This is a genomic window from Pseudonocardia sp. D17, assembly GCF_036984265.1.
In the GTDB taxonomy this organism is placed as follows: Bacteria; Actinomycetota; Actinomycetes; order Mycobacteriales; family Pseudonocardiaceae; genus Pseudonocardia; species Pseudonocardia benzenivorans.
Genome location: NZ_BPRG01000010.1, coordinates 43,394 through 69,603, shown reverse-complemented (window position 1 = coordinate 69,603; position 26,210 = coordinate 43,394). Strand labels below are relative to the sequence as shown.

Annotated in this window: 22 protein-coding genes and 2 tRNA genes; 13 read left to right on the top strand and 11 right to left on the bottom strand. The window is 73.2% G+C overall.

The features are described 5' to 3' along the window. Window positions 1–4 precede the first annotated feature (4 nt). The 4 genes from PSD17_RS01735 to PSD17_RS01720 all read left to right on the top strand — a co-directional run bounded on the left by PSD17_RS01735 (window position 5) and on the right by PSD17_RS01720 (window position 5,341). The gene (locus PSD17_RS01735; RefSeq protein WP_339121072.1) at window positions 5–1,438 is read left to right on the top strand and encodes a GMC family oxidoreductase N-terminal domain-containing protein; all 1,434 of its coding nucleotides are present in this window, start codon (window positions 5–7) and stop codon (window positions 1,436–1,438) included. Next, complete coding sequence (locus tag PSD17_RS01730) at window positions 1,435–3,468, top strand: M3 family metallopeptidase (RefSeq protein ID WP_339121071.1); 2,034 nt, start codon at window positions 1,435–1,437, stop codon at window positions 3,466–3,468. Before PSD17_RS01735 ends, PSD17_RS01730 begins: the two co-directional genes overlap by 4 nt. Before the next feature lie 558 nt (window positions 3,469–4,026). Then, entirely contained in the window at window positions 4,027–4,758 is a 732-nt protein-coding gene (locus PSD17_RS01725; RefSeq protein WP_013672448.1) for a response regulator transcription factor, read from the top strand. Between the two features lie 310 nt (window positions 4,759–5,068). Beyond that, window positions 5,069–5,341, top strand: a complete 273-nt coding sequence (locus PSD17_RS01720) for a GlsB/YeaQ/YmgE family stress response membrane protein (RefSeq protein ID WP_013672449.1) — start codon at window positions 5,069–5,071, stop codon at window positions 5,339–5,341. An 85-nt stretch (window positions 5,342–5,426) separates the two neighbouring features. Here the strand turns inward: PSD17_RS01720 and hisC are convergent, their stop codons facing one another. After that, complete coding sequence (gene hisC / locus PSD17_RS01715) at window positions 5,427–6,479, bottom strand: histidinol-phosphate transaminase (protein ID WP_013672450.1); 1,053 nt, start codon at window positions 6,477–6,479, stop codon at window positions 5,427–5,429. Between the two features lie 56 nt (window positions 6,480–6,535). Between hisC and PSD17_RS01710 the strand changes: the two genes are divergently transcribed. From PSD17_RS01710 to PSD17_RS01695, 4 genes are all read left to right on the top strand, one after another. Next, complete coding sequence (locus tag PSD17_RS01710; RefSeq protein ID WP_013672451.1) at window positions 6,536–7,240, top strand: dienelactone hydrolase family protein; 705 nt, start codon at window positions 6,536–6,538, stop codon at window positions 7,238–7,240. 41 nt (window positions 7,241–7,281) lie between these two features. Beyond that, on the top strand, window positions 7,282–9,261 hold the full coding sequence (locus tag PSD17_RS01705) for an acetoacetate--CoA ligase (RefSeq protein WP_339121070.1): 1,980 nt from the start codon (window positions 7,282–7,284) through the stop codon (window positions 9,259–9,261). Between the two features lie 101 nt (window positions 9,262–9,362). Then, window positions 9,363–9,452 (top strand) — tRNA-Ser (locus tag PSD17_RS01700). A gap of 50 nt (window positions 9,453–9,502) precedes the next feature. Beyond that, window positions 9,503–9,578: transfer RNA gene (locus PSD17_RS01695), tRNA-Arg, on the top strand. A 170-nt stretch (window positions 9,579–9,748) separates the two neighbouring features. On the opposite strand, the gene PSD17_RS01690 is transcribed toward PSD17_RS01695, so the two are convergent. Continuing rightward, a complete protein-coding gene (locus PSD17_RS01690) occupies window positions 9,749–10,567 on the bottom strand; it encodes an NmrA family NAD(P)-binding protein (protein ID WP_339121069.1) in 819 nt (272 codons plus the stop codon). Window positions 10,568–10,709: 142 nt separating this feature from the next. Here PSD17_RS01690 and PSD17_RS01685 point away from each other — a divergent pair, with 142 nt between their 5' ends. Beyond that, a complete protein-coding gene (locus PSD17_RS01685; protein ID WP_103382508.1) occupies window positions 10,710–11,261 on the top strand; it encodes a TetR/AcrR family transcriptional regulator in 552 nt (183 codons plus the stop codon). Window positions 11,262–11,281: 20 nt separating this feature from the next. On the opposite strand, the gene PSD17_RS01680 is transcribed toward PSD17_RS01685, so the two are convergent. The 5 genes from PSD17_RS01680 to PSD17_RS01660 all read right to left on the bottom strand — a co-directional run bounded on the left by PSD17_RS01680 (window position 11,282) and on the right by PSD17_RS01660 (window position 15,994). After that, entirely contained in the window at window positions 11,282–12,583 is a 1,302-nt protein-coding gene (locus PSD17_RS01680; RefSeq protein ID WP_339121068.1) for a cation:proton antiporter, read from the bottom strand. A gap of 179 nt (window positions 12,584–12,762) precedes the next feature. Next, window positions 12,763–13,500: an NAD(P)/FAD-dependent oxidoreductase gene (locus PSD17_RS01675; protein WP_158703266.1), complete on the bottom strand. Its 738-nt coding sequence runs from the start codon at window positions 13,498–13,500 to the stop codon at window positions 12,763–12,765. Window positions 13,501–13,576: 76 nt separating this feature from the next. Further along, window positions 13,577–13,942, bottom strand: a complete 366-nt coding sequence (locus PSD17_RS01670) for a peroxiredoxin (RefSeq protein WP_339121067.1) — start codon at window positions 13,940–13,942, stop codon at window positions 13,577–13,579. Further along, on the bottom strand, window positions 13,939–14,322 hold the full coding sequence (locus PSD17_RS01665) for a nuclear transport factor 2 family protein (protein WP_013672458.1): 384 nt from the start codon (window positions 14,320–14,322) through the stop codon (window positions 13,939–13,941). The genes PSD17_RS01670 and PSD17_RS01665 overlap by 4 nt, the downstream gene beginning before the upstream one ends. A 97-nt stretch (window positions 14,323–14,419) precedes the next feature. Further along, window positions 14,420–15,994, bottom strand: coding sequence for an HD domain-containing phosphohydrolase (locus tag PSD17_RS01660; protein WP_339121066.1), 1,575 nt, complete (start codon window positions 15,992–15,994; stop codon window positions 14,420–14,422). A 164-nt stretch (window positions 15,995–16,158) separates the two neighbouring features. Between PSD17_RS01660 and ygiD the strand changes: the two genes are divergently transcribed. After that, a complete protein-coding gene (gene ygiD / locus PSD17_RS01655; RefSeq protein WP_199796476.1) occupies window positions 16,159–17,064 on the top strand; it encodes a 4,5-DOPA dioxygenase extradiol in 906 nt (301 codons plus the stop codon). Between the two features lie 76 nt (window positions 17,065–17,140). Here ygiD and PSD17_RS01650 read toward each other — a convergent pair whose 3' ends face one another. The 4 genes from PSD17_RS01650 to PSD17_RS01635 form a co-directional block, all read right to left on the bottom strand. Then, a complete protein-coding gene (locus PSD17_RS01650) occupies window positions 17,141–17,635 on the bottom strand; it encodes a DUF1059 domain-containing protein (protein ID WP_339121065.1) in 495 nt (164 codons plus the stop codon). A gap of 134 nt (window positions 17,636–17,769) precedes the next feature. Further along, complete coding sequence (locus tag PSD17_RS01645; RefSeq protein WP_339121064.1) at window positions 17,770–18,855, bottom strand: FecCD family ABC transporter permease; 1,086 nt, start codon at window positions 18,853–18,855, stop codon at window positions 17,770–17,772. Beyond that, window positions 18,852–19,889, bottom strand: a complete 1,038-nt coding sequence (locus PSD17_RS01640; RefSeq protein ID WP_339121063.1) for a FecCD family ABC transporter permease — start codon at window positions 19,887–19,889, stop codon at window positions 18,852–18,854. Before PSD17_RS01640 ends, PSD17_RS01645 begins: the two co-directional genes overlap by 4 nt. Window positions 19,890–20,031: 142 nt before the next feature. Continuing rightward, entirely contained in the window at window positions 20,032–20,988 is a 957-nt protein-coding gene (locus PSD17_RS01635; RefSeq protein ID WP_234027658.1) for an ABC transporter substrate-binding protein, read from the bottom strand. A gap of 288 nt (window positions 20,989–21,276) precedes the next feature. On the opposite strand from PSD17_RS01635, the gene PSD17_RS01630 reads away from it, so the two are divergent. Genes PSD17_RS01630 through PSD17_RS01620 form a run of 3 tightly spaced genes read left to right on the top strand, consistent with a single transcriptional unit; the run spans window position 21,277 to window position 26,156 of the window. After that, complete coding sequence (locus PSD17_RS01630; protein WP_013672465.1) at window positions 21,277–22,602, top strand: lysine N(6)-hydroxylase/L-ornithine N(5)-oxygenase family protein; 1,326 nt, start codon at window positions 21,277–21,279, stop codon at window positions 22,600–22,602. A gap of 9 nt (window positions 22,603–22,611) precedes the next feature. Beyond that, window positions 22,612–24,321 (top strand): ABC transporter ATP-binding protein, encoded by a 1,710-nt coding sequence (locus PSD17_RS01625; protein WP_339121062.1) that lies wholly within the window; start codon window positions 22,612–22,614, stop codon window positions 24,319–24,321. Continuing rightward, entirely contained in the window at window positions 24,321–26,156 is a 1,836-nt protein-coding gene (locus tag PSD17_RS01620) for an ABC transporter ATP-binding protein (RefSeq protein ID WP_013672467.1), read from the top strand. Before PSD17_RS01625 ends, PSD17_RS01620 begins: the two co-directional genes overlap by 1 nt. Window positions 26,157–26,210 lie beyond the last annotated feature (54 nt).

Here is a 26,210-nt window from a genome sequence, read left to right as displayed (position 1 = left end):
CCTCGTGGCCGGTGAACGGTTCGACGTGGTCGTCGTCGGGGGTGGCAGCGCGGGCTGCGTGCTGGCCGCCCGGCTGGCGGAGAAGCCGGGCCGCCGGGTGCTGCTGCTCGAGGCCGGCCCCCTCACGGGGACCGACGACACGCGCGACGTCACCTCGTTGGCCGCCACCGTGCCTGGGCATCCGCTGAACTGGGGTTACACCACCGAGCTCGTCTCCGGGATCGACGCGGTGCTGCCCCGGGGACGGCTGCTCGGCGGGTCGAGCGCGATCAACGGCGGCTACTTCGTCCGTGCCACCCGCGACGACCTCGACGGCTGGGGTGTACCCGGCTTCGGCTACGACGAGGTCCTGCCGTTCTACGTGCGCAGCGAGCGCGACCTCGACCTCGGCGACGCGCCCGGTCACGGCGACGCCGGGCCGATCCCGGTGCGCCGGCCCGCGGGCTCGCTGCTCGCGCCGACGACCGGACCGTTCCTGGCCGCCGCGGCCGCGCTCGGCTTCCCCGAGGAGCCCGACAAGAACGCCGGGGGCCCGCCCGGGGCGGGACCGGTCCCGTCGAACGCCGTCGACGGTGTCCGGGTGAGCGCCGCCGACGCGTACCTGGGGGAGCGGCCGTCGAACCTGGTCGTGCGGGGCGACACGCCGGTGCTCGGCATCGAGCTCGACCGGCTGCGCGCCGTCGGCGTCCGGACCGGGCAGGGGCTGATCGAGGCGGGGGAGGTCGTCCTCGCGGCGGGGGCGCTCGCGACGCCGGTCCTGCTCGCGCGTGCCGGCATCGGGCCCGGCGACGACCTGCGCGCGGCCGGCATCCGGGTCCGGCACGACCTCCCTGTCGGCCGCGGGTTCTCCGACCACCCCGCGGTCTTCCTGCCGTTCCGTCCGCACGACGACACGCCGCCGCACCCGCACGCCGTCACCGCGCAGGTCGCGCTGCACGTCGACTCCGGCGCCGATCCCGCGGGCGACCTGGAGCTGCTGCTGTTCTCGCGGCCGTTCACGCCGGGCGGCCCGCTGCACGTGATGTGCGCGCTGCAGCGCCCGGACCGCAGCGGGGTGCTGTCGGTCGACGGCTCGGCGCCAGCGGTCCGGCACCGGTACCTGCGCACCGAGGCCGATCGCCGACGGCTGCGGCACGCCGTCCGGATCGCCGCGGACCTGCTGCGCGCGGGTCTGGGCACCCGCCTCGAGCCCGAGGGGTTCGTCCTGGGCAACGACGCCCGCGTCGACGGCTGGATCCGCGACCACCTGACGACGTCGTCGCACCTGTGCGGCACGGCGGCGATCGGCCCGGTGTGCGATCCGCAGCTGCGGGTGCGCGGCACGCAGGGCCTGCGCGTCGTCGACACGTCGGTGTTCCCGGCCGTCCCCCGGAGGGGGCCCGCGGCCAGCGCGATCATGCTGGGGGAGCGGGCCGCGGCACTACCGTGGGACTCATGAGCGAGTCCGACAACCCGTTCCTGCACGCGAGCGACCTGCCCTACGAGTTGCCGGACTTCCGCCGGATCGCCGACGAGCACTTCGGCCCGGCCTTCGAGGTCGGCATGGCCGAGCACCGCGCCGAGGTCGAGGCGATCCTGTCGAACCCCGAGCCTCCGACGTTCGAGAACACCGTCGTCGCGCTCGAACGGTCCGGCCGCGTCCTCGACCGTGTCTCGACGGTGTTCTTCAGCCGGGTCAGCGCCCACACCAACCCGGCGGTCGAGGAGCTGCAGGCCCGGATCGCGCCGCAGCTCGCCGCGCACCGCGACGCCGTCGCACTGGACCCGCGGCTCTACGCCCGGCTGCGCGACCTGCACGGACGCCGCCATGATCTCGGGCTCGACCCGGAGTCGCTGCGGCTGCTGGAGCGGATGACCGACGACGCCGTCCGCAACGGCGCGGAGCTCGACGACGCGGGCAAGGCCCGGCTGCGCGAGCTGAACGCGGCACTCTCGTCGCTCTCGACGGCCTTCGGCCGCCACCTGCTCGCCGACGCCAACGCCTCGGCCGTCCACGTCGACGACCCGGCCCGGCTCGACGGCCTGTCCTCCGGCGCGATCTCCGCGGCGGCCGCGGCCGCCGCGGCCCGGGGCCTGTCCGGGCACCTGCTCACGCTGGTGCTGCCGACGGGGCAGCCCGCGCTCGCGTCGCTGACCGACCGGGCACTGCGCGAGGAGCTGTTCCGGGCCTCGGTCGAGCGCGGCGCCCGCGGCGGTGAGCACGACACCCGTGCTCTCGTCTCCGAGCTCGCGAGGCTGCGCGCCGAGCGGGCGCGGCTCCTCGGGTTCCGGGACCACGCGTCCTACGTCGCGGCCGACAGCACGGCCGGCTCGGTCGAGGCCGTCGCGGGGCTGCTGGCCGACCTCGTGCCGCCCGCGGTCGCCAACGCGAAGGCCGAGGCCGTGGAGCTGCAGGCCGTCGCGGGGGAGGAGACGCTCGAGCCGTGGGACTGGGCGTTCCACGCCGAACGGGTGCGCAGGCAGCGGTTCTCCGTGGACACCGCGACCCTGCGGCCGTACCTGGAGCTCGACCGGGTGCTGCACGACGGCGTCTTCTTCGCGGCCGGGCAGCTCTACGGGTTGCGGTTCGTCGAGCGCGACGACCTCGTCATGTACCACGAGGACGTCCGCGTCTGGGAGGTCTTCGACGACGCCGGACCGGTCGGCCTCTACGGTGCCGACTTCTACGCGCGCGACTCCAAGCGCGGCGGGGCGTGGATGAACTCGCTGGTGACGCAGTCGCGGCTGCTGGGGCAGCGACCCGTCGTGATGAACACGCTCAACATCCCGAAACCCGCCGGCGACGAGCCGACGCTGCTCACGTTCTCCGAGGTCACGACGCTGTTCCACGAGTTCGGGCACGCGCTGCACGGGCTCCTGTCCGACGTGACGTACCCGCGGTTCTCCGGGACCAGCGTTCCGCGCGACTTCGTCGAGTTCCCGTCGCAGGTCAACGAGATGTGGTCGCTGTGGCCGGAGGTGCTCACCCGGTACGCGCGCCATCACGAGACGGGCGAGCCGCTGCCGGCCGACCTGGTCGAGAAGCTGCGTGCGGGCCGGGCGTACGGCGAGGGCTTCGCGACGACCGAGTACCTCGCCGCGGCCGTGCTCGACCAGGCGTGGCACACCCTCACCGACGAGGTCCCCGACGCCGAGCACGTGCAGGAGTTCGAGGCCCGGGCGCTGGCCGACGCGGGGATCGCGCTGCCCGCCGTGCCGCCGCGCTATCGCAGCACCTACTTCAACCACGTCTTCGCCGGCGGGTACAGCGCCGGGTACTACTCCTACATCTGGTCCGAGGTCCTCGACGCCGACACCGTCGAGTGGTTCACCGAGAACGGCGGCCTGCGCCGGGAGAACGGCGACGCGTTCCGCGCCGCGGTGCTGTCGAGGGGCGGGGCCGTCGAGCCGATGGCGGCCTACCGCGCCTTCCGCGGCCGGGACCCGGAGATCGCGCCGCTGCTTGAGCGCCGGGGGCTCAACCGCTGAAACGGGCCGACCCCGGCCACCGCCCTGATCATGCCGGACGAGACGGGGCGCCGGGCGGGGACGAGGTCGTTTCCGCCCGTCCCCGCCCGTGGTGACCGCCTCGGTGACGACCGTCCGATGGGGAGCTTCGGAGGGGCGTCGCCCTGGCGGTGGGCGCCCGGTGGGACGAGCCCCCGGGCCCGGTTTGGGGCACCGGGGCCGGGGACGTCCGTCCGGTCGGACCGGTCACGGCCGGGGATGGGAGCCGCAGGCCGTGGTCGGTCCTCGCGGCCGGCGGTGAGGGGAGCGTGCCGGCCGCCTGCGCGGTGGGTCCGTCGCATGACGGGAGAACTTAGGAACCCCTGCCCTGCAAGGGTGCGATCCTGAGAGTCGAGGTTGCGCGTACGCGCCGACAGGTCCGTGAGACGCGCCGGGGAGCGCTCGACGTCGCATGTCCGCGCAGTGCCTTGCTCCGATCGGAGCAGAGGTCGTCTCAGGGGTGACCGTTTGACAGCTCGAGGCGACCGCTCGCCCCGTTAGCCGATCGTGACCTGCCGTTGGCGGGAGAGGCTTCTTCCGATGCTCCCTGTTGCTCCCCCGGAGGGCGCGTCGGCGTTCGTCCCGGCACAACGGTCGCACGGTCAGTGGCCCGCGTCGTCGGATCAGGTCCTGCTGGCGCTGCCGGCCACCGCGGCCACGGCCTCGGTGGTCCGCAGCCTGCGGGCCGACGGCCTCGACGTCGCGTCCGTCCACGATGGCATCGGCGTGCTCGACGCAGCGCGCGCCCGTGTCCCCGCCCTCGTCGTCGTCGACGTCGAGCTACCGGGCCCTGACGTCGTCACCGTCGTGGGCGCGCTGCAGGCCGAGGTGCCGTCGGCGCCCCTCGTCGCGGTGACGCCGCGTGAGCGGCGTGCGGCGCTGCTCGGGCTGCTGCGTGCCGATCGCGACGACTACGTCCTGCGCCCCTTCCCCGTCGACGAACTGTCCGCGCGGATCCGGCTGCGACTGCGGCAGGGGGGGCTGGTGGAGGAGAAGGTCGTCCGGATCGGCGACCTGGCCGTCGACCCCGACCTCGGCGAGGTGCAGGTCGACGGCAGGCCGGTGGCGTTGTCGCCGACGGAGTTCGCGCTGCTGATGGCGTTGCTCACCGACGCCGGGCAGACCGTCTCGCACGACGAGATCGCGCGCCGGGTCTGGGCCGAGCCGGCGTCCGCGAACCTCGTGCAGGTCTACATCTCCTACGTCCGTCGCAAGATCGGGGCCGAACGAATTCGCACGGTACGCGGGGCGGGCTACGTACTCGAGGGCTGACCACCCGTTCGAGTCGGTTCGGCGGCGCGAATGCGGCACAGCGTGACGGCTGGGTCGCCGAGCCGCTGCGCGCGCCCGGCCGGGCAGTGGACATCCGTCCGGCGGCTGCCGGATCAGGGCGAACGGGTGCGCCCGCGACGCCGATCGGCCCGAACCGGACGTCCGGGATGTCGACAGCCGCACAGGGAGATAACGCTTCGGTATTGTTCGGCCGCCCCGGCGGGCAGGAATTGCCGATCGATGTCAGTCTCGCCACACGGGAATTGCGCAGCCGTCGGGGCGGCGCCTCGACGACGGATCGGGGGAACACATGCTCGGCAGCATCATCGGCGCGATCATCATCGGTTTGGTGCTCGGCGTGCTCGCTCGGATCATTCTTCCGGGCGACCAGAAGATTCCGCTGTGGCTGACGATCATCGTCGGGATCGTGGCGGCCTACATCGGCACGTGGATCGCGCGCGCCTTCGGCGTGGCCGACACGAACGGGATCGACTGGATCGAGCACATCGTGCAGCTGATCGTCGCGATCATCGGTATCGGCCTCGTCGCGGGCCTGTGGGCCAAGCGGGGCGTGCGCAGCTGAGCCATCGAACACGTCGCTGAACAGAACGGCCCGGGGGCCTGCTCCCCGGGCCGTTCGCCTGTCCGGGCCCTCGGCGAGGGGGCGTCTAGCGCGGGAACGACGCCGCGGCCGCCAGCAGCAGGTCGTTCTCCTCGGGGGTGCTGACGGTGACGCGCACCCCGTCGCCCTGGAACGGCCGCACGACCACCTTGTGCTCCAGGCAGTGCGTCGCGAACTCCGCCGAGCGGTCGGCCAGCGGAAGCCACACGAAGTTCGCCTGCGTCGGCGGGACGGTGTGCCCCATGGCGACGAGCGCGTCGCGCACCCGCACCCGTTCGCGCCGGACGTCGGCACAGGAGGCCAGCAGCTCGTCACGGACGTCGAGCGCGGCCATCGCCCCGGCCTGGGCGACGACGCTCACGCTGAACGGCGAACACACCTTGCGCAGGGCCGTCGCGACCTCGGGTGCGGCGAACGCGTAGCCGACGCGCAGCCCCGCCAGCCGGTACGCCTTCGAGAACGTCCGCAGCACGACGAGGTTGGGGTACGCGTCGACGAGGTCGCGCCCGTCGACGGCCTCGGGGTCGTCGACGTACTCGTAGTACGCCTCGTCGAGCGCGACGATCACGTCCGGCCCGACGGCGGCGAGGAAGCGCTCCAGCTCCGCCCGGGTCACGACGGTGCCCGTCGGGTTGTTGGGCGAGCAGACGAAGACGAGCTTGGTCGCCGGGGTGACCGCGGCGGCCATCGCGTCGAGGTCGTGGCGGAAGTCGTCGGTCAGCGGGATCATCCGCGCCCGCGCCCCACCGATCTGCGTGACGATAGGGTACGCCTCGAACGAGCGCCACGCGAAGACGACCTCGTCGTCGGGGACGAGGCAGGTGATGTTGACGAGCTGCTGGCACAGGCTCACCGAGCCGCAGCCGACGGCGATGCGCTCGCTGGGCAGCTCGAGCAGGCCGGCCAACCGGTCGGTCAACGCGACGACGGCCAGGTCCGGGTAGCGGTTGCCGCCGGCTGCGGCCTCGGCGACGGCCGCGAGGACCGAGGCGGGCGGGGGCAGGGGCACCTCGTTGCTGGCGAGCTTCACGGCCCCGGGGACGGCCCGGCCCGGCACGTAGGCCGGCAGGGCGTCGAGGTCCGCGCGGATCAACGTCATGGGGGTCACCGTAGTCCGGGCCCGTGACCCGTTCGCCGACGTGACAGGCTTACGCCATGACCGAGATCCGGACGGAGACCGTCCCGCTCGTCGACGGCAGCCGACTGCGGCTCACCGTCGCCGAGCCCGACGGCTCGGTGCGCGGGGGGATCGTCGTGCTCCAGGAGGCGCGCGGCGTCACCGAGAGCGTCCGCAACATCGTCTCCGGCATGGCCGGCGACGGGTGGCTGGCCGTCGCACCGCACCTCTACCACCGCGACGGGGCCGACGAGCTCGACGCCGACTCACCGGACGAACACGTCCAGGAGCAGCTCGACAAACTCGACCGCGAAGAGATCATGGCCGACACCGACACGGCGTTCGGCTGGCTCGCCGAGCACGACGTGCCCCCCGACCGGATGGGCGTCGTCGGGTTCGACATCGGGGGCTCGGTGGCGCTGCTCGTCGCGGCCAAACGCGCCTTCGGTGCGGCGGTCACCGTCGGCGGCGGCGGGGTCACGACGACGACCTCCGAGGGCCTGGACGAGCTGCTCGACGCCGCGTCCGCGCTGACCTGTCCCTGGCTGGGGATCTACGGCAGCCCGGCCGACGGCGGCAGCCACGACGACGTCGACGCGTTGCGCGAGGCGGCCGACCGTGCCCGCGTCGCCACCGACCTCGTGACCTACCCGCTCTCGGGGCACCGCTTCGACGCCGATCCCGACGCCGCGGCCGAGGCGTGGCAGCGGATGCTCAATTGGTTCGGGTCACACCTGCGCTAGGTCACTGGCATCCGGGCACGGCGCCGGGAAAACTCCGCGGAATGGAATCCGGAACACCCGAGGTCGTGTGGTCCCCGTCGCCTGCAGCGGCGGCGTCGAGCGAGATCGCGCGGTTCGCGCGGCACCTGCGGGAGAACCGCGGCGTGGACCTGCCCGACGACACCGACTACGCGGCGCTGCACGCCTGGTCCGTGGCCGACGTCGGTGCGTTCTGGGACGCCGCGGCCGAGTTCTTCGGGGTCCGGTTCCACGACGCGCCCACTGCGCCGCTCGGCTCCGACGCCATGCCCGGTGCCGAGTGGTTCCCGGGCGCCACGCTCAACTACGCCGAGCACGCGCTCAGCGACGGCCCCGGACGCGCGCCGGAGGACACGGCGATCGTCTTCGTCCGCGAGGACGGCCTGGAGCGCACCGTCACCCACGCCGAGCTGCGCGACGCCGTGGGCCGCGCGCGGGCCGGGCTCGTCCGTGCCGGCGTCGGCCGCGGCGACCGGGTGGTCGCGCTCGCGCCCAACTCCGTCGAGACGCTCGTCGCCTTCCTGGCGACGGCGAGCCTCGGCGCGATCTGGTCGTCGTGCTCCCCGGACTTCGGCGCCCGCGCCGTGCACGACCGCTTCGCCCAGATCGAGCCCACGGTGCTCTTCGCCGTCGACGGCTACGTCTACGGCGGCAAGCGGTTCGACATCCGCGAGAACGTCGCGGCGCTGCGCGGCCAGCTCCCGACGGTGACCACCACCGTGCTCGTCGGCTACCTCGACGAGGAGGCCACCCTCGACGGCACGACGACCTGGGCCGAGTTCACCGCCGAGCCCGGCCCGCTCGAGTACGAGTCGGTCCCGTTCGGGCACCCCCTGTGGGTCCTCTACTCGTCGGGGACGACGGGCCTGCCCAAGGGCATCGTCCACGGCCACGGCGGCATCCTTCTCGAACACATGAAGGCCCTGCAGCTGCAGGGCGACCTGCGCCCGGGCGACCGCTTCTTCTGGTTCACCACGACCGGCTGGATGATGTGGAACTACCTGATCGCCGGGCTTCTCGTCGGTGTGACGGTGATCCTCTACGACGGCAACCCCGGTCACCCGGACCTCGGCGCGCTCTGGCGGTTGGCCGAGAAGCACCGCGTCAAGTACTTCGGGACATCGGCGCCGTTCATCCAGGCGTGCCTCAAGGCCGGCCTGCGGCCGCGCGACGAGGTCGACCTGTCGGCGCTGCGCACCGTCGGGTCCACCGGGGCGCCGCTGTCGCCGGAGGGATTCGCCTGGGTCGCCGACGCCGTGGGCGACGACCTGCAGATCGCCTCCGTGTCCGGCGGGACCGACCTCTGCGCCGCGTTCGTCGGCGCGGCCCCGACCGTCCCGGTGTGGCTGGGCGAGATCTCCTGCGCCGCGCTCGGGGCGGCCGTCGTCGCCTATGACGAGAAGGGCCAGGAGATCGAGGACGAGGTGGGGGAGCTCGTCGTCACGCGGCCGATGCCGTCGATGCCCGTGATGTTCTGGAACGACCCCGACGGGGCCAAGCTGCGGGCCGCCTACTTCGAGGACTACCCCGGCGTCTGGCGGCACGGCGACTGGGTGCGCCGTACCCCGCGTGGCTCCTACGTCATCTACGGCCGCTCGGACTCGACGCTCAACCGGGGCGGCGTCCGCATGGGCACGGCGGACTTCTACGCCGTCGTGGAGGGTTTCGACGGCGTCGCCGACTCGCTGGTGATCGACACCACAGAGCTGGGGGCGCGCGACGAGGGCGCCCTGCTGTGCTTCCTGGTGCTGACCGACGGGACCACGCTCGACGATGTCGAGGGCGACCTCCGCAAGGCACTGCGCTCGGAGCTCTCGCCCCGGCACGTGCCCGACCGGTTCATCGTCGTCGACGCGGTGCCGCGCACGCTGAACGGCAAGAAGTGCGAGGTCCCGGTGAAGAAGATCCTGGCGGGCGTGGCCCCCGACAAGGCCGTCAGCCGGGGGGCCCTGCAGAACCCCGACGCCCTCGCGCCGTTCCTGGAGATGGCCGCGTCCGGGTGATCGACGGGTGATCGTCACGGCGCCCCTCGGGGGGTGGGGGGTGTGCGAGGGGCGCCGGGGGGGTTGTGTAAGGTTGTCCGTGCTGAGGCCGAGAGGCCCCGGGAGGCTTCGCCTAGTCTGGTCTATGGCGCCGCACTGCTAATGCGGTTTGGGGTCACCCCCCATCCCGGGTTCAAATCCCGGAGCCTCCGCGCAGGCGTGGCCGACTCCCGGGTCGGTCGCGGCGACAACTGAAGAGCACGCGCCCGTAGCTCAACGGATAGAGCATCTGACTACGGATCAGAAGGTTAGGGGTTCGAATCCCTTCGGGCGCACCAGGAACATCGCCCCGGCCGGCAGGAACGGCCGGGGCGATGTCGTTTCGATTGCGCTGTCGACTGCGCTTCGGGTGTGCTGGTCCGGAGCGTGGCGATCGGACGTGGCTCGTCGCCGTGGTCGAGATGTCAGATCGGCTCCGCCTCGGACAGGCAGGTCGTGAAGGCCTCGGTCACGCCCGCGTGTCGAGCCAGGCCCTGAAGCCGGTGAGGTCGGGGATCGTGGCACGGCAGGTCTGCAGCTCGGCCGCCGGACGGTCGGGGTCCCACATGCGGGCGATCGCGGCGGCACGTCGCGGATCTTGTGTGCGGACCTCGTCCAGCGGGATGCGCTCGTAGCGCACTGCCCGGCCGGTCGCTGCCGCGATGGCGGACGCGATCTCGGGTGCCGTCAGTTCGTCCGCGGCGATGTCCATGGCGCGACCGATCCAGTCGTCCGGCGCGGTGAAGGCGCGCGTCGCGATCGAGCCGATGTCGGCGACGCTGATGAGCTGTTCGACGACGTCCGGCGGGGCGGTGGAGGCGAGCCGGCCATCGGGGCGCAAGCCTCGGAACGGCCCGAGGTGGTTCTCCATGAATCCGACCGGCCGCAGGACGGTGGCCGGAACCTGCGTGGAGCGCAGGTAGTCCTCGAGCTCGGTCTTGGGGCGTGACAACGGGCTGAAGTCGGGCCGGTCCGCGCCCAGTCCGGAGGAGTAGACGATGTGCCCGACTCCGGCCCGCACGGCGGCGTCGATGATCGCCCGCCCGCGACGCAGTTCGTCGTCCGGACCGATGCCCGGCGTCACCTGCGGTGAGACGAAGCCGGGCTGGTAGAGGAACAGGCCGGCGGCGCCCTGCAACGCCCGGACGATGGCGTCGGCGTCGTCGAGCGATCCGGGGACGATCTCGGCTCCGGCGTCGGCGAGGCGGCGCGCGTCGTCCCGGCTCGGGTCGCGCACCACCGCGCGGGACCGGGCTCCCGGCCGCGAGCGAGGCGCGTACCACCGCACTGCCCTGGCGCCCTGTAGCGGCGAGGACGGTGATCAGTTCGGACATGTCAGCTCTCCCGAGCGTCATCACGATAGGATCCGGGTTGCGGAACCCGTTTCGAACGATACGGAATCTGAAACCCGCTTAGCAAGGGGGAATGAAATGTCCTCGGCCCGGGCGCCACGTGCCGACGCCGCGCGCAATCGCCAGCGCGTGCTCGACACGGCGAAGGAGGTTTTCGCCACGGAGGGCAGGAGCGCCGGCCTGCTGGACATCGCAGCCCGGGCCGGCGTCGGCGCGGGCACGGTCTATCGGCACTTCCCGACGAAGGAGGCTCTTTATGCAGCCGTCGTGTCCGCTCGCCTGACCGAGCTCCTCGACCGCGTGCCAAGCCTCCCCGACGACCCGCCGGGTCAGCGGTGTGTCGAGTTCTGGCGGCTGGCGGTCAGGCACGCGTGCGAGAACGCGGCGCTGTGCGACCTCATCACAGCGGGTGATCAGAAGCTGAACATCGATCCGGACGTGCGGCAGCGCTATGAGTCCGTGCTGGACGAGCTCGTCGGTCGGGCGCGCGACGCGGGCCGCCTCCGCGACAACCTGACGACGGCGGACGTCACCTCGCTGCTGGCTGCCGCCGTCACCGCTGAATCACGTCACCACGACGCGCCGCCGGGTCACCTGGCCGGTCTGATTTCGGCATCCGTCTTCACCTAGCCGTGCGGTCGTCGGTCCTCTCACGCGGGTTCCCGGTCCGGCCGGTCCTCCGGGTGGTGGCGACCGCCGAGGTCTCGCAGCCGGATCCGCGGCCGGCTCGAAGGGGCCTGCTCGGGGGCATTCGCCAACGTCGCGGCGTATGCCCCGTACCGGGTGGCGAACGGCGAGGCCGACAGGCCGTGCAGCAGAACGGAGAGCAGGATCGTCCAGGCGGCGGTCTGCAGGAGCAGCCCCCCACCGGCCGCGTGCTCGAGCTCCTGCCACGCGAGGAGCGTGAAGACGACCGACGCGAGTCCTCGCGGACCGAACCAGCCCATGAATCCCACGGTGACCGGTCTGAGCCGGGTCCCGATCAGGGAGAGCGCGACCGGCACCATCCTGATGACGGTGACGCTCAGGATCGCGTACACGACGGGGCGTGCCGAGAGCCCGTGGGTGAACAGCTCGCCGAGGAAGAGCGCACCGAACACCGCCCACACGAGGAACGTGGCCGCCAGCCCGAGTGTCTCGGTGAAGCGGCCGGGCTCGGCGAAGCCGCGTTTCGTCACCGCGCCGAACAGCATCCCGCCGGCGAACGCCGCGACGAACCCGTTCCCGCCGATCGCGACGGAGCCCTCGTAGGCGAGCAGCGCGAGCGCGAGGATGGCGATCTGCTCCGACACGGGCGAGGTCCAGGCGCGGTCCTTGGCGAATGCGAGCAGCTTCCCGCCGAGGTATCCGACGACCACCGCCGCGACGAGCGCCAGGCCGATCTCCTTGAGGGCCTCGAGCCCCCACGCGCGGTCGCCGGCCCCTTCCTCCGCGGCGAGGACCGCGATGAACAGCGTGACGAAGGGAGTGGCGATCCCGTCGTTGAGGCCGCTCTCGACGTTGAGCGCCCGCCGGATCCGGGTCGGAACCAGCCTGTTGGTGACGACCGCCAGGCCGAGCGCGGTGTCGGTGGGCGCCAGGATGGTCGCGATCAACGCTGCCGCCGCCCAGGGGATCTCCGGGAACACGAGGTGAGCGACGAGTGCGCCCGCCACGATCGTCAGCGGCAGGCCGACGAACAGCAGTCGCGAGGGCAGGCCGGCATCGCCCTCGACCTCGCGCAGCCGCACCGTCGAGGCGTCGGAGAACAGCAGCAGGGCCAGCGTCAGTTCGGTGACGGTCAGAACCACCTCGTCGGTGACCGCCAGCGGGAGGACGTTCAGCACGGCGGGCCCGAGGATCGTGCCTGCCGCGACGAACACCATCGGGCCGGAGATCCACCAGCGATCCAGCTTCGACGACACGACGGTGTAGGCCACGACGACGACGGCGAGAGCGGTCAGGCCACCCATCGGCTCCCCCTTGCCGCGGCGTTCGACAGCACGACGACAGGCGGCGCGCCGCAGTACCCCGGGCCGGCGGCTTCCGAGCGGGCACCGCGGCCATCATCCGGTGCGCACCCGCCCCGGCCGTCACGCGGAAAGTGTGAAGCCGACCCTCGTACGCCCTCGGCGCGTTGCCGCGGGCGGCGCTACGCGCGGGCCGCGTCCGGTTGGAGCGTCGCGTAGTGGGAGGTGATGCGGCGCACCGTCCGGCCGTCGTGCAGGAACAGCTGGGTGAGGGCGGGCGGGCAGTGCAGCGGCTGGTCGGAGGGGTTGTGCAGCCGCAGATCGACGACCGTGAGCCCGGCGCCCGCGGTGACGCCCAGTGGTTCGGCGCGGACGCCGTCGTCGAACTCCGAGGCGAGTGCCGCGGCGAACCGCGCACGGTCGCGGCGGCGGACGCCGTCGAACAACTGGTACTCGACGTCGACGGCCAGGTGGTCGTTGAGCGCGCGGGTGTCGCCGGTGCGTTGGAACGCGGTCATCGCCGCGCCGAGCTCCTCGGCGTAGCGGCGGGCGCGGGCCCGGTCGGGGTGCGCCTGTGCGGCGGTGGCCAGCAGGGCGTCGGCGAGCCGGCGGTGGCCCGCGTGCAGGCGGCTGCGCACGGTGCCGACGGGCACCCCGCACGACGCCGTCGACCTCCGGCAGGCGACCCTGCAGGACGACCGGGCCGGCGTCGAACCGGACCGTCCGCGCCGGCGGGGTCCCCGCCGCGCGGAGGCGTTCGAGCAGCCCCCACCGGTGCAGCCGGGCACCGCCCGGACCTGCACCTGGTGCGTGGAGACCGTGTCGCTGGGGAACCGCGCACGGTCCAGGGCGAGCACCGACAGCCCGCGGCGCGCCAGCAACAGTGCCGTCGAGGCACCGGCGACCCTGGTGCCGACCACGATGACATCCACCATGACGAGGAGATGCCGCGGGGCGCCGGAAAGTTCGCCGATGCCGACGGTTCACGCGGACGGATCAGTAGCTGAAGGTCGTGGCGCCCTCGTCACCGATCCACCGCCACATGGGCACGGTGCCGCCGACCTCGGCGCCGTCGATGAACCCGGTGCCGTCGAGGCCCTTGGCGTCGACGCAGATCGGGCACGCGAGGTAGGTCCCGCCCGCGGCGCGATAGCGCTTCATCAGCGTCTCCAGGGGAGGACAGCCGGTGCACGCCGTGCCGGTCGCCGTCCCGGGCACCACGAGGCGCACGGCCTCCTTGGTGAGGAACATGAGCGTGGGGCGGCCCTCCTCGGCCGCGCCGACCGCGACGAGGAACGCCACGGTGACCCGCTCGGGGTCGTCCAGGCCGGTGGTGAGGCTGATGACCGCCTTGCCCGTCATCGCGCACCCCCGTGCATCCAGCCGGAGCAGAGCAGGTCGACGGCGTCGAGCCGCCCGTCGCCGCTGACGAACAGATGCTGCTCGACGAGCCGGGACGCACCGGTCGGGGTGGTCAGCCGCAGCCGCCACCGCAGGCAGGCCTTGCCGGCGATCGTGCTGATCGCGGCGTCGACCACCTCGAGCTCGTCGGGTTCGCCGAACCAGCCGCGGAACCGGTCGGTGGCCGCTTCGGGACCGGTGGTCTCGACGGGCCCCCGGGGCAGCAGCGCCCGGAACCGCACGGCGTCGGTGAAGCAGTCGTGGACAGCGGGAAAGTCCTGCGCGGCAACGGCTTCGACGAGCCGTCCCGCGGTGGTGAGTGGTGGGCCGAGGGTCTGCACGGGATCTCCTCCGATCGATGACGAGTGATGGAGGTAGCGTCGCCGGACCGGGGCGGGGTCGCCTCGGGTGTTCACCCGAAGTTTCGGCGCGCCGCCCTCAGCCCTGGACCGGGTCGCCGACGAGGCCGTGGCGCATCGCGAACATCGCCGCCGCACCCCGTGTCGAGACCCCGATCTTGGTGTAGACGTGCTCGACGTGGCTGCCGACGGTGCGGGGCGCGAGGCTCAGTTCGGCGGCGATGGCCCGGTTGGAGAGCCCGCGCGCCACGAGTCCCAGTACCTGCGCCTCGCGCGGGCTCAGGCCCGCGGGCAACGCGGGGCGCCGCCGGACGCGGTGGCCCGCGGCGGCCAGCACCGCGTTGACGGCCTCGCCGTCCAGACGTCCGGCGGCGGCATCGGCACGCAGCAGCGTCTGCGCCGCGGCCGGTTCGGCGGCCGGGCGGTGCGGCCTCGGCTCGACCGCCGTCCGGTAGCGGACGGCGGCGGCGAGGACCCGCGCGGTGATCGGCATGGCGTCGGCCCGCAGCCCCCGCGGGTAGCCCGAGCCGTCGAGCCGCTCGTGGTGCAGCGCGGCGAGCGTCCCCAGCTCCGCCAGCTGCGGTACCCGCGCCAGCGTCCGTTCGGTCAGGTAGGGGTGCATCCGGACGCGCTCCCACTCGCCCGCGCTCAGCGGCCCCGGCTTGTCCCACACCCCGCTCGACACCCCGTGCACCCCGAGGTCGTGCACCAGCGCTGCCCGCTCGACGAGCGTCACGTCGGCGTCGGGGAGACCCATCCTGCCGGCGGCGTCGGCCGCGAGTGCCGCGACGGCGGCGGAGTGGCCGAGGAAGCAGGGCGCCTTGAGGTCGGCGTAGTCGCCGAAGACGCGCAGGGCGTCGGTCAGCTCGTCCTCGGTCAGCGCGGGGGACTCGGCGGGCGACCCGTCGTCGAGGACGGACTGCCACGCCGGCACCGCGTCGAGACCGTCGAACACCTCGTCGGCGTGCGCGCAGACGAGGTCGACGAGGTCGGGGTCGAACTCGGTGCCCCGGCGTGACCGCAGCATCGCGGTGGCGGCGCCGACGCCCCCGGCCCGGTGGTGCTGCTCGGTGTCGTCGGCGACGTGGACGACGCGGATCACCGGGTCGATCGCCGCGGCGCGCAGCCGTCCGGGCACACCGCGGCCGTCCCAGCGCTCGAAGGCCTGACCCAGGGCCCTCCCGATGTCGTCGGGCAGGCCGAGCCGCTCGGCGATGTCCGCCGTGGTCCGGCAGTGGGTGATCATCGAGCCCATCGCCTCGCCGACGCCGCCCGCGACGAGGAAGCGCCCGATCGCCGTCAGCCGCCGCGCCGGCCCGGCGTCCCGTCCGACCTGCTCGACGAGGAAGCGCAGCATCGGCAGGCCCGCCTTGTCGACGGCGTAGCTCTCGGCGCGCAGCCGGCGGTCGTCGCCGAACCAGTGGGCCATCTCGTGCGAGTCGGCGACGCAGCCGACCCAGGCGAGCAGCGAGGTGTAGAAGACGGCGTCCTGCTGGGCGGCCGACAGACCGGCGAGGCGGGCCAGCCGCCGGGCGATGACGGTCTGGCGCAGGACGTGTTCCTCCGGCAGGCCGAGCCCGAGATCGGTCGCCAACGACAGCGCCGCCACGAGTTCGGCCTTGCGCACCCCCGACGGCAGGCCGCCCGTCGTCATGAGCGTCGAGCGTAGCGGCGGCGGCCGGGCGGCGGATCCACGAACACACGCGGGCCGTCGACGATGCTCGGGTGGGCTCCGGGCCGCCCGACGCGGCAGACTGCGGTGTGCCGACCGGCACGTGCACCCGCGCGGGCCGCTGGTCGACCGGATCGGAGGACGCCATGACGTTGCCGGCCGACGGCAGCCACCAGGCGACGGCGGGGGGCGGTGCGCCGCTGATGCCGGCCGCGTTCTTCGGCCACGGCAACCCGATGAACGCGCTGTCGGACAACAGGTACACCGCCGCGTGGCGCGCGTTCGGGATGGCCGTGCCCCGCCCGCGTGCGATCCTCGTGGTCAGCGCGCACTGGTACATCAACGCCACCGCCGTCACCGCGATGCCGCGGCCCCGCACGATCCACGACTTCTACGGCTTCCCGCAGGAGCTGTTCGAGGTGGAGTACCCCGCTCCGGGGATGCCGGAGCTGGCCGCCGAGATCGCCGACGTCGTCGAACCCACCTGGGTCGGGGCCGACGTCGACAGCTGGGGCATCGACCACGGCACCTGGTCGGTGCTCGTGCACGCGTTCCCCGACGCGTCGATCCCCGTCGTGCAGCTGAGCATCAACGCCGACAAGCCGCTCGACCACCACCTCGAGCTGGGCGCGAAGCTCCACGCACTGCGCACCCGCGGGGTGCTGGTCGTGACCAGTGGGAACGTCGTCCACAACCTTCGCGGGATGGACTGGAAGCTCACCGACGAGGGCTTCGACTGGGCGCGCCGCTTCGACGAGGCGGCCAGGGAGCGCATGCTGGGTGACCCGACGCGCTTCGCCGCCCTCGACGCGCACGCCGACTACCGGCACGCCGTCCCCACCCCCGACCACTTCATCCCGGCGCTGTACCTCGCGGGCCTCGCCGATGCGGCCGGCGAGGCGAGCGACACCAGGGTGCTGGTCGACGGGTACGCCTACGGCTCGTTGTCGATGACCGCCTACACGTTGGGCCTGTCCTGCCCGGCGTCGGCGTCGGTGGGCGGGTCTCCGCGGCCGCCCGACGACGTCCCGCCCGACGGCTCCAACATCTGAGCTCCGGGCGGCGCGTTCCGCGGGTCGCCCGCCGCGCGAGCGGGCACTCTCGGCGCGGCGGGCGGGTCGTGCCTGGTCAGAACGCTCGTACCTCGCGCACGTCGAGGTCGCGGAAGACCGGGTCCCCGTCGCAGAGCGCGCGCAGCTGCTCGGCGATCCGGCTGGTCGCGGGGTGCTTCGAGTTGACGGCCGCCTGCTCGGCGTCCGGGAACCCGACCACCTGGACGAAACGCCTCGGGTCGGACCGGTCCGCCCCGACGATGCCCCAGACGGCCGTCCGGTCGGTGCCGATCGCCTCCAGCCACTCCTGCTCGATGTCGGCGATCGCGTCGATCCGGTCGGTGGTGAACTCGATGAGCTGTACGAACGCGCCCGGCTCCACGTCGATCGCGGCGGCCTCGGTCAGCGCGGTGCGCAGCCCCTGCCGCAGCTCGTCGTCGTCGACGTGTCCGTGCACGTCGACCGCGTGGGCGGCCGCCGCCCGCAGCACCTCGTCGGGCTCGCCGCTGATGGTCAGCGAGCAGTTCGACTCGCTGGGGATCGACCGGCAGTCGAGAGTCACCCTGGCCACGTTCCCACCTCCACACTCGGGCCGAACCCCGGCGCGAGGGCACCGGGACACCGACCCAAGCCCTCTCGTCCGGTCGTGTCGATAGGCGGATCCGGTCTCCCCGTACGGCGGAGGCACGGCGCACCCGTCGGGTGTCACACCCGGGCGCGCCGGTGCCCGTAGGTGAGCAGCCACATCAGGTAGGGGGCGCCGAGCGCCGCGGTGACGGTCCCGACGGGGAGCTCGGTCGGGAGCACCGTCCGGGCGACGACGTCGGAACCCAGCAGCAGGAGCGCACCGAACACCGCCGACGTCAGCAGCGGTGGCCGGGCGGACGCGACGAGCCGCATCGCCACCTGCGGGACGACGAGTGCGACGAAGTCGATCGGCCCGGCGCTCGCGGTGGCGACCGCCGCCGCCGTGACGGCGACGAGCAGCGCGAGCGTCCGCTGCCGGTCGACGCGCATCCCGAGGCCGCCCGCGGTGTCGTCGCCGAGCTGCATCGCGCCCAGCCCGAAGGAGAGCGCGAGCGCGACCGGGAGCAGGACCGCGACCGTGGCCGCCACGGGCCAGACCTGCGCCCAGTCCCGGCCGTTGAGGCTGCCGGTGAGCCAGATGGTCGCCTTCGACGCGTCGTTGAGGTCGGCGATGACCAGCAACCACGAGGTGAGCGCCGCGGCGACGGCCCCGACACCGACGCCGACGAGGATCAGCCGGTTGCCCTCCACCCCCTTGCGCCAGGCGAGCGCATAGATCACGAGCGCGGTGAGCAGCCCGCCCACGAGTGCCGCGAACGGCAGGCTGCCCGTGCCCCAGAGCCAGGTCGCGAGCGGGAAGCTGCCGCCGAGCACGATGACGGCGACGGCGGTCGTCGAGGCGCCCGTCGTGATGCCGAGGACGTCGGGGCTCGCGAGCGCGTTGCGGGTGACGGTCTGCGTGATCGCCCCGGACAGCCCGAGCGCGGCGCCGACGAACACCGCGGTCAGCGAGCGCGGGAGGCGGAGGTCGAGTACGACGAACTGCTGGCCGGGGTCGCCGCCGCCGAGGAGCACGCGCAGCACGTCGAGGACCCCGATGCGGTACTCCCCGAGGCCGACGTTGACGGCCAGCATGAGCAGCGTCGCGGCCAGGCCCAGCAGGGTGACCAGCACGATCCGGGGCCGCCACACGCCGGAGAACCTGCGGTAGCGCACGGGGGTGCGGCCGGGGATCAGCACGTCGTCGGCCTCGAGCAGCTTCACAGCGACGCCAGCTTCCGACGGCGCACCAGCAGCACGAAGAACGGCGCGCCGACGACCGCGAGCACGATCCCGACCTGCAGCTCTCCCGGCCGGGCGACGAGGCGGCCGACGACGTCCGCGCCGAGGAGCAGCACGGCCCCCGCCAGCCCGGACGTCGGGACGAGCCAGCGGTGGTCGGGCCCGGTGAAGAACCGGCAGACGTGCGGCACGACGAGCCCGACGAACCCGATGGGCCCGCAGGCGGCCGTCGCGCCCCCGGCCAGCAGGGTGATCGCCACGAGGCCGATGACGCGGATCATCCCGACGTTGGCCCCGAGGCCGCGGGCGACGTCCTCGCCGAGGTTGAGCAGGTTGAGCCCGGGTGCGTTGGCCAGCGCCAGGACGACCCCGGCGACGAGGAACGGCGCGATCTGCGCGGCGATGTCCCCGCCGCGACCGGCGAGGGCCCCGACCGACCAGAACCGGAAGACGTCGAGCGTCTGGCGGTCGCCGAGCACCAGTGCGGTCGTCATGGCGCCCAGGAACGCGCTGACGGCCACGCCCGCGAGCGCCAGCGTCACCGGTGTCGGGCCGTCGGGGCTGAGGGTGCCGAGCATGAACACCAGCACGCTCGCGCCGAACGCGCCGACGAAGGCGAACCAGACGTAGCCGTAGAGGCTGGTGATCCCGAGTGCGTAGACGCTGACCACGACGAGCAGGGCCGCACCCGCACTGACGCCGAGCAGACCGGGGTCGGCGAGCGGGTTGCGGGTGTGTCCCTGCATGAGTGCGCCGCTGATGCCGAGCGCGACGCCCACGGCGATCCCGAGGATCGTCCGGGGCACCCGCAGCGACAGGACGATGAAGTCGAGGTCGCTGCCGGTGGGGTCGGTCAGTGCCGACCAGACGGCCGCGGGCGGCAGCGAGCGCGACCCGAGGAGGAGGCCGGCCGCCGCGACGACGACGAGCAGCGCGAGTAGTACGACGATGATGCCGATCCGGCGGGCACGGGTGCCGCGACCGCGTTCGACCGACGCGGTGGTGGTCTGGGCCACCGGGCCTCCGGGTGGTGTGGTGGGTGTCGGTGCGTCAGGGGTGCCCGGCGTGTCCGGGCGTGGCCGCCGCCGGGGGGACGTCCCGGCGGCGGCCGGTGCCGCACCCGCGCCGCGCGGGGCACGGGTAGATCAGGCGGGTAGATCAGGCATTGGACAGGTCCGCGACGGGCTTGCCGCCCACCGCGTTGGCGAGCTGCGGCACGACCTTGTCGATCGCGTACAGCAGCGCGCTCGGGCCGCTGTAGGACAGCGCACCGCCGAGCGGGGAGTCGAACGTCGTGTACAGCGTCCGGTCCTCCTGGACGACCTTGAGCCGGTCGAAGCCCGGCGAGCCCGCCATCTGTGCCTTCGTGGCGCCGGCGACGAACAGCACGTCGCGGTCGAGCAGGTTCAGGTTCTCCTGGCTGACGTCGCCCTTGGCGTCCTGTGCGGCGAAGCCGAGCGCGTCGAACAGCGCGCGCCGCGGGTCGCCCTTGGGGATGAGGTAGTGCCCGCCGTCCTCGGGGCCGTAGTCGACGACGAGCACCTTGCCGGCGAACCCGGGGTTGTCCGCCTTGGCCTTGTCGATCGCGCCCTTCACCTTGGTGACGAGGGCCTGCGCCTCCTGGTCCTTGCCGAGCACCTTGCCCGTGAGCAGCAGCTGGGCGTCCCAGGGCGTCTCCTCGTCGGGGAACTGGCTGGGCTGCAGGACGGTCGGCGCGATCTTGGAGAGCCGCTCGTACGTCGGCTGGTCGAGGGTCTCGTAGATCGCCAGGATGACGTCGGGCTGGGCGGCGGCGAGCGCCTCGTAGTCGATCTCGCCGTCCTTCATCTCGGTCACGCCCTTGCCGTCGGTCTCCTGCTCGACCCACGGCAGCGTGTTGTAGCTGTCGAACCAGCCGCGGGTGAGAACCGGCTGGACGCCCAGTGCGAGCACGAAGTCCTGGTCGTTGTAGCCGACCGTCGCGACCTTCGTCGGGTTCGCCGGCACGGTGACCGCCCCGTACTTCTGCTCGATCGTGACCGGTGCCGCCGCCGCGGTGCTCGGGGGCGGTGCATCGTCGCCTGCCGTCGATCCGCAGGCCGACAGACCGACCGTGAGCAGCAGTGCGGCGACCATTCCCAGGGACCGTGCACCGCTGCGGCGGACGCGGCCGCGGCGCACGTCAGAGGGAACCAGGAACCTCGGTCTCATAGCCTCTCCTTCGCAAAGTTAGCTGAGGCTAGCATTAGGAACTCGCCCGACAACACGATCGATCACGGCGTTCGGGGGCCCCTTCCGGCCGGGCATGTCCCCTCGCGGCCCGGGGACCTCGTGCAGAGCTTGGGAATCCGACGTGCTCTGTGTCACGCTTGCCCGGTTCACGGAGTCTCAGGTTAGGCTTACCTGAAATTCAGGAAGGTGGTCATGGCGCTCGTCATTTCCGGCGGCTCGATGCCGCCCGAGGTCACTCGACCGCACGCAGGGGGTTCGGAGCCCTTGGACCTCGTCGGGATCGGGTTCGGACCCTCGAACCTGGGGCTCGCGATCGCGATCGAGGAGCACGTCGCAGACGGTGGGCACCCCGTTCGTGCCGAGTTCGTAGAGGCCCAGGAACGCTTCGGCTGGCACACCGGGATGCTCCTGCCCGGGACGACGATGCAGATTTCCTTCCTCAAGGATCTGGCCACGCAGCGCAATGCGCGCAGCAGGTACAGCTTCGTGAACTACCTCTCCGAACGCGGTCGACTCACCGATTTCATCAATCTCCAGAACTTCTTCCCGACACGGGTGGAATTCCACGACTACCTGACCTGGGCCGCCGAGTCGGTGTCGGCGCGGGTGCGGTACGGGACGCGCGCGGTCGCCGTCCACGACGTCGACGGCGCGCTCGAGGTCGTCGCGGACGGCCCGGACGGCCGAATCTCCCTGCGCACTCGCAACGTCGTCCTCGCCGGGGGGCTCACGCCCCGCTTGCCCAGCGGGGTGCGGCCCAGCGCCCGGCAGTTCCACAACCACCGCCTGCTGGCCCGACTCGCGGAGCTGCCCGAGCCGACGCACCGGCGCTTCGTCGTGGTCGGATCCGGACAGAGCGCCGCGGAGGTCACCGAGCACCTCCTGGACCGCTTCGAGTCGGCCGAGGTGCACGGCGTGTTCAACCGGTACGGGTACAGCCCCGCCGACGACAGCCCCTTCGCGAACCGGGTCTTCGACCCCGCCGCCGTCGACGACTTCTACGTCGCCGAACCGGCCGTGCGCCGCCAGCTGCTCGAGTACCACCGCGGCACCAACTACTCCTGCGTCGACCTCGACCTCATCGAGAGCCTCTACCGCCGCGAGTACTCCGAGCGGGTCGGGGGGACGCGACGGCTGTTCCTGCGCGGCGCCAGCCGGATCCGCAGCGCGGTGGAGACCGCCGACGGCGTGCGGGTCCAGATCGAGCACAACCCGACGCGCACGGTCGACACGCTCGACTGCGACGCGGTCGTGTACGCCACCGGCTTCGACCCGATGCCGCTGCGCGACCTGCTGTCCGGGGTGTGCGACCCGCAGGCCCTCGCGGGCGAGCCCGCGGTGAGCCGGGACTACCGGCTGCTGACCCGGACGGAGCTGTCCGGGAACATCTACCTGCAGGGCGGCACCGAGCACACGCACGGGCTGTCGTCGTCGCTGCTGTCGAACATCGCCGTGCGGTCGGCCGAGATCCTCCAGTCGATCACGACGGCACTGGCGTCGACCGGGGACCGCGCGTAGATGCCCGAGATGACCGGTTCGCGAGTGCTCCTGACGGGGATCTCCCGCAACCGCCGTTGGCTGACCCTCGGGTCGGCGATGTACGGCGGGCACCAGATCTGCGAGGCGCTGGTCCCCGTCGTCATCGGTGTGATCATCGACCGGGCGGTCGCGACGGGTGACGTCGCGCAGCTGGTCGTCTGGGTGGCCGTGCTGGCGGTGCTGTTCCTCGTGCTGTCGCTGATGTGGCGGTTCGGCGCGCGGCTGCTCACCTACGCCGAGGCCGGCGAGGGCGCCAACCTGCGGATCGAGGTCGCCGGCACGATCCTGCGGCCCCGCGGCGTCCGCACCGACCTGCGGTCGGGCGAGCTGCTGACCATCTCCTCCAGCGACGCGGACAACGCCTCCTACTTCCTGGACTACATCCCGCGGATCGTCGCCTCGCTCACCGCCGTCACGGTCTGCGCCGTGACGCTGCTGCTCATCGACGTGCCGCTCGGTCTCGGCGTCGTGCTGGGCACACCGCTCGTGCTGGTGGTGCTGCAGCTGTCCGAGCCGCTGATCACCCGCCGCATCCAGCACCAGCAGGAGACGGCCGGCCGCGCCGCCGCGGTGGCGACCGACCTGGTCGCCGGGCTGCGGCCGTTGCGGGGCATCGGGGCGCACGAGCCGGCGAGCCGCCGCTACCGGGAGGTCAGCAGGCGGTCGCTGCGGGCGACGCTGCACGCCGCGCGCACCCAGCGCGGCTTCGAGGGGATCTCGGCGACGCTGTCCAACCTGCTGGCCGCGGGCATCGCGATCGCGGCGGGCTGGCTGGCGCTCGACGGCGCGATCACCATCGGCCAGTTCGTCACCGTGATCGGGCTCGCGCAGTTCCTCGTCGAGCCGCTGGCCCAGCTCACCGTGGTGCCGAGCTGGATCGCCGAGGCGAGGGCGTCGGCCAACCGGGTCGCGATGGTGCTCTCGGCGCCCCCGCTCGTGCCCGACGACACCGCGGAGCTGCCCGCGCCGCCGCACGGCCTCGACGTCACCGGCCTGCACTACGGGAGCCTGCAGGGACTCGAGCTGTCGGTCGCCCCGGGTGAGCTCGTCGGGGTCGTCGCACCGCGGGCGGCCGACGCCGAGGCGCTGGTGACCGTGCTGGCCGGACAGCTCGCCCCGGAGGACTACCGCGGCACGGTCGCGGTCGCCGGGGTCGACGTCGCCGTCGCGGGGCACCGCGCGGCGCGGGCGGCGCTGCTCGTCGAGCCGCACACCACCGACGTCTTCACCGGCACGCTGCGCTCCAACATCGTCGTCGGGGACGACGAGGGCAGCCGGCCCGACGACCCGGACCTCCTCGACGCCGTGCTGCGCGCCTCGGCCGCCGACGACGTCGTCGAGGTCCACGCCGACGGGCTGGACACGCCCGTCTCCGAACGCGGCGCCAGCCTGTCGGGCGGCCAGCGGCAGCGGGTCGCGCTGGCCCGGGCGCTGCACACCCGGCCGCCGGTCCTGGTGCTGCACGACCCGACCACGGCGGTCGACCCCGTCACCGAACAGACGATCGCGCGGGGCCTGCGCGCGCTGCGCCACGGACCGGGCCGGCGCGGCACGACGCTGCTGGTGACCTCCAGCCCCATCCTGCTCGCGACCGTGGACCGGGTCGTGGTCGTCGACGACGGCGTCGTGCGCACCTCCGGGACCCACGACGAGCTGGTCGACCGCGACGACGACTACCGCAGGGCGGTGTTGCGCTGATGACCGCCGTGACGGAGACCGTCGCCACCCCCGACCGGCGGACCCTGCTGCCGGTCGCCGGTGCCCGCGAGTCGTGGTCGTGGCTCGCGGGCGAGCTGCGCCACCACCGGGCGCTGGCCGCGCTCACGCTGTTCGTCGGGATCGTCGCCGCCGCGGCGGCCGTGCTGCCGTCCTACGTCTTCGCCGCGCTCGTCGACGGCGTGCGCGACCGGGGGCCGACGTCGACGATCGTGATGATCTCGGTCGTCCTCGTCGTCGCCGCCGTGGTCGGCGGCGTGCTCAGCGGCGTCGCGGCCTACCTGACCAGCAAGCTCGGCGAGTCGGTGCTGGCGACGATGCGCGAGCGCGTCGTCGCCAGGGCGCTGACGCTGCCCACGCCCGTGCTGGAGAAGGCCGGCAAGGGCGATCTGCTCTCCCGCATCGGCGACGACGTCAACACCATCGGCCGCGCGGTCACCGACGTCCTGCCGAAGGTCATCTCGTCGCTGCTGATCGCCGTGCTCGGGTTGGTGGCGATGGCCGGGCTGGACTGGCGGCTCGGCCTGGCCGGGCTCGTCGCGGTGCCGTTCTACCTGGTGGCGCTGCGCTGGTACCTGAGGCGGTCGGCGCCGCTGTACGCGCAGGAGCGCAAGGCCGTCGGTGCCCGGTCCCAGGCGCTGATGGAGAGCATGATCGGCGCCCGGACGGTGCACGCGTACCGGCTGGAGCGTCCGCACCTGGCCGAGATCGACGCCGCCGCGATCCGCGCGCGCGACCTGAGCATCGGGATCGTCACGCTGTTCACCCGCTTCGTCGGGCGCACCAACCGGGCCGAGTTCGTCGGCCTGTCGGTCGTGCTCGTCATCGGGTTCGTGCTGGTCCGGGCCGACGTCGCGACGGTCGGCGCCGCGACGGCCGCCGCCCTGCTGTTCCACCGGCTCTTCGATCCGGTGGGCACCGCGCTGCACAGCTTCGACGAGGTGCAGTCGGCCGGGGCCTGCCTCGCGCGCCTCGTGGGCGTCGTGCGGATCCCGGACGACACGCGCGCGGGCGCGCAGCCCGGCGGGACGCCCGCCGACGCGTCGCTCGAGCTGGTCGACATCGCCTTCGGCTACGAGCCCGGCGCCCCCGTCCTGCACGGTGTGACGCTGCGGATCGAGCCGGGGGAACGGCTGGCCCTCGTCGGGTCGACAGGCGCGGGCAAGACGACGCTCGCCGCGATCGCCGCCGGTCAGCTCGTGCCCGACCGGGGCGTCGTCCGGCTCGGGGGGATCGACCTGGCCGCGCTCACCCCGGAGCAGGTGCGCGCGCAGGTGGCGATCGTCAGCCAGGAGGTGCACGTGTTCGCGGGCCCGCTGGCCGACGACGTCCGGCTCGCCCGGCCGGACGCGACGGACGAGGAGGTGCGCGACGCGCTCGCCCGGGTCGGCGCGCTCGAGTGGGTCGACGCGCTGCCCGACGGGATCGCCACGGAGGTCGGGGAGGGCGGCCGCGAGCTGACCGCGGCGCAGGCCCAGCAGCTGGCACTGGCCCGGCTCGTGATCTGCGACCCGCCGGTCGCGATCCTCGACGAGGCCACCGCCGAGGCGGGCAGCCTCGGCGCCCGCGGGCTCGAACAGGCCGCCGCGGCGGCGACCGCCGGCCGCACGACGATCGTCGTCGCGCACCGGCTCACGCAGGCCGCCACCGCCGACCGGATCGTCGTCATGGAGGACGGGCGCGTGGTGGAGAGCGGCACGCACTGCGACCTGCTCGCCCACGACGGCCGGTACGCGCAGCTGTGGACGGCGTGGCGGTCGCAGGCCGTCGACGTCGTCCCGGCCGCGCCCGGCACGGCCCACGTGCCCGACGCCTGACGCCGCGTCGCCACCGATCTCGTTCTGCCGCAACGAACCTCGATCGTCTGAGGT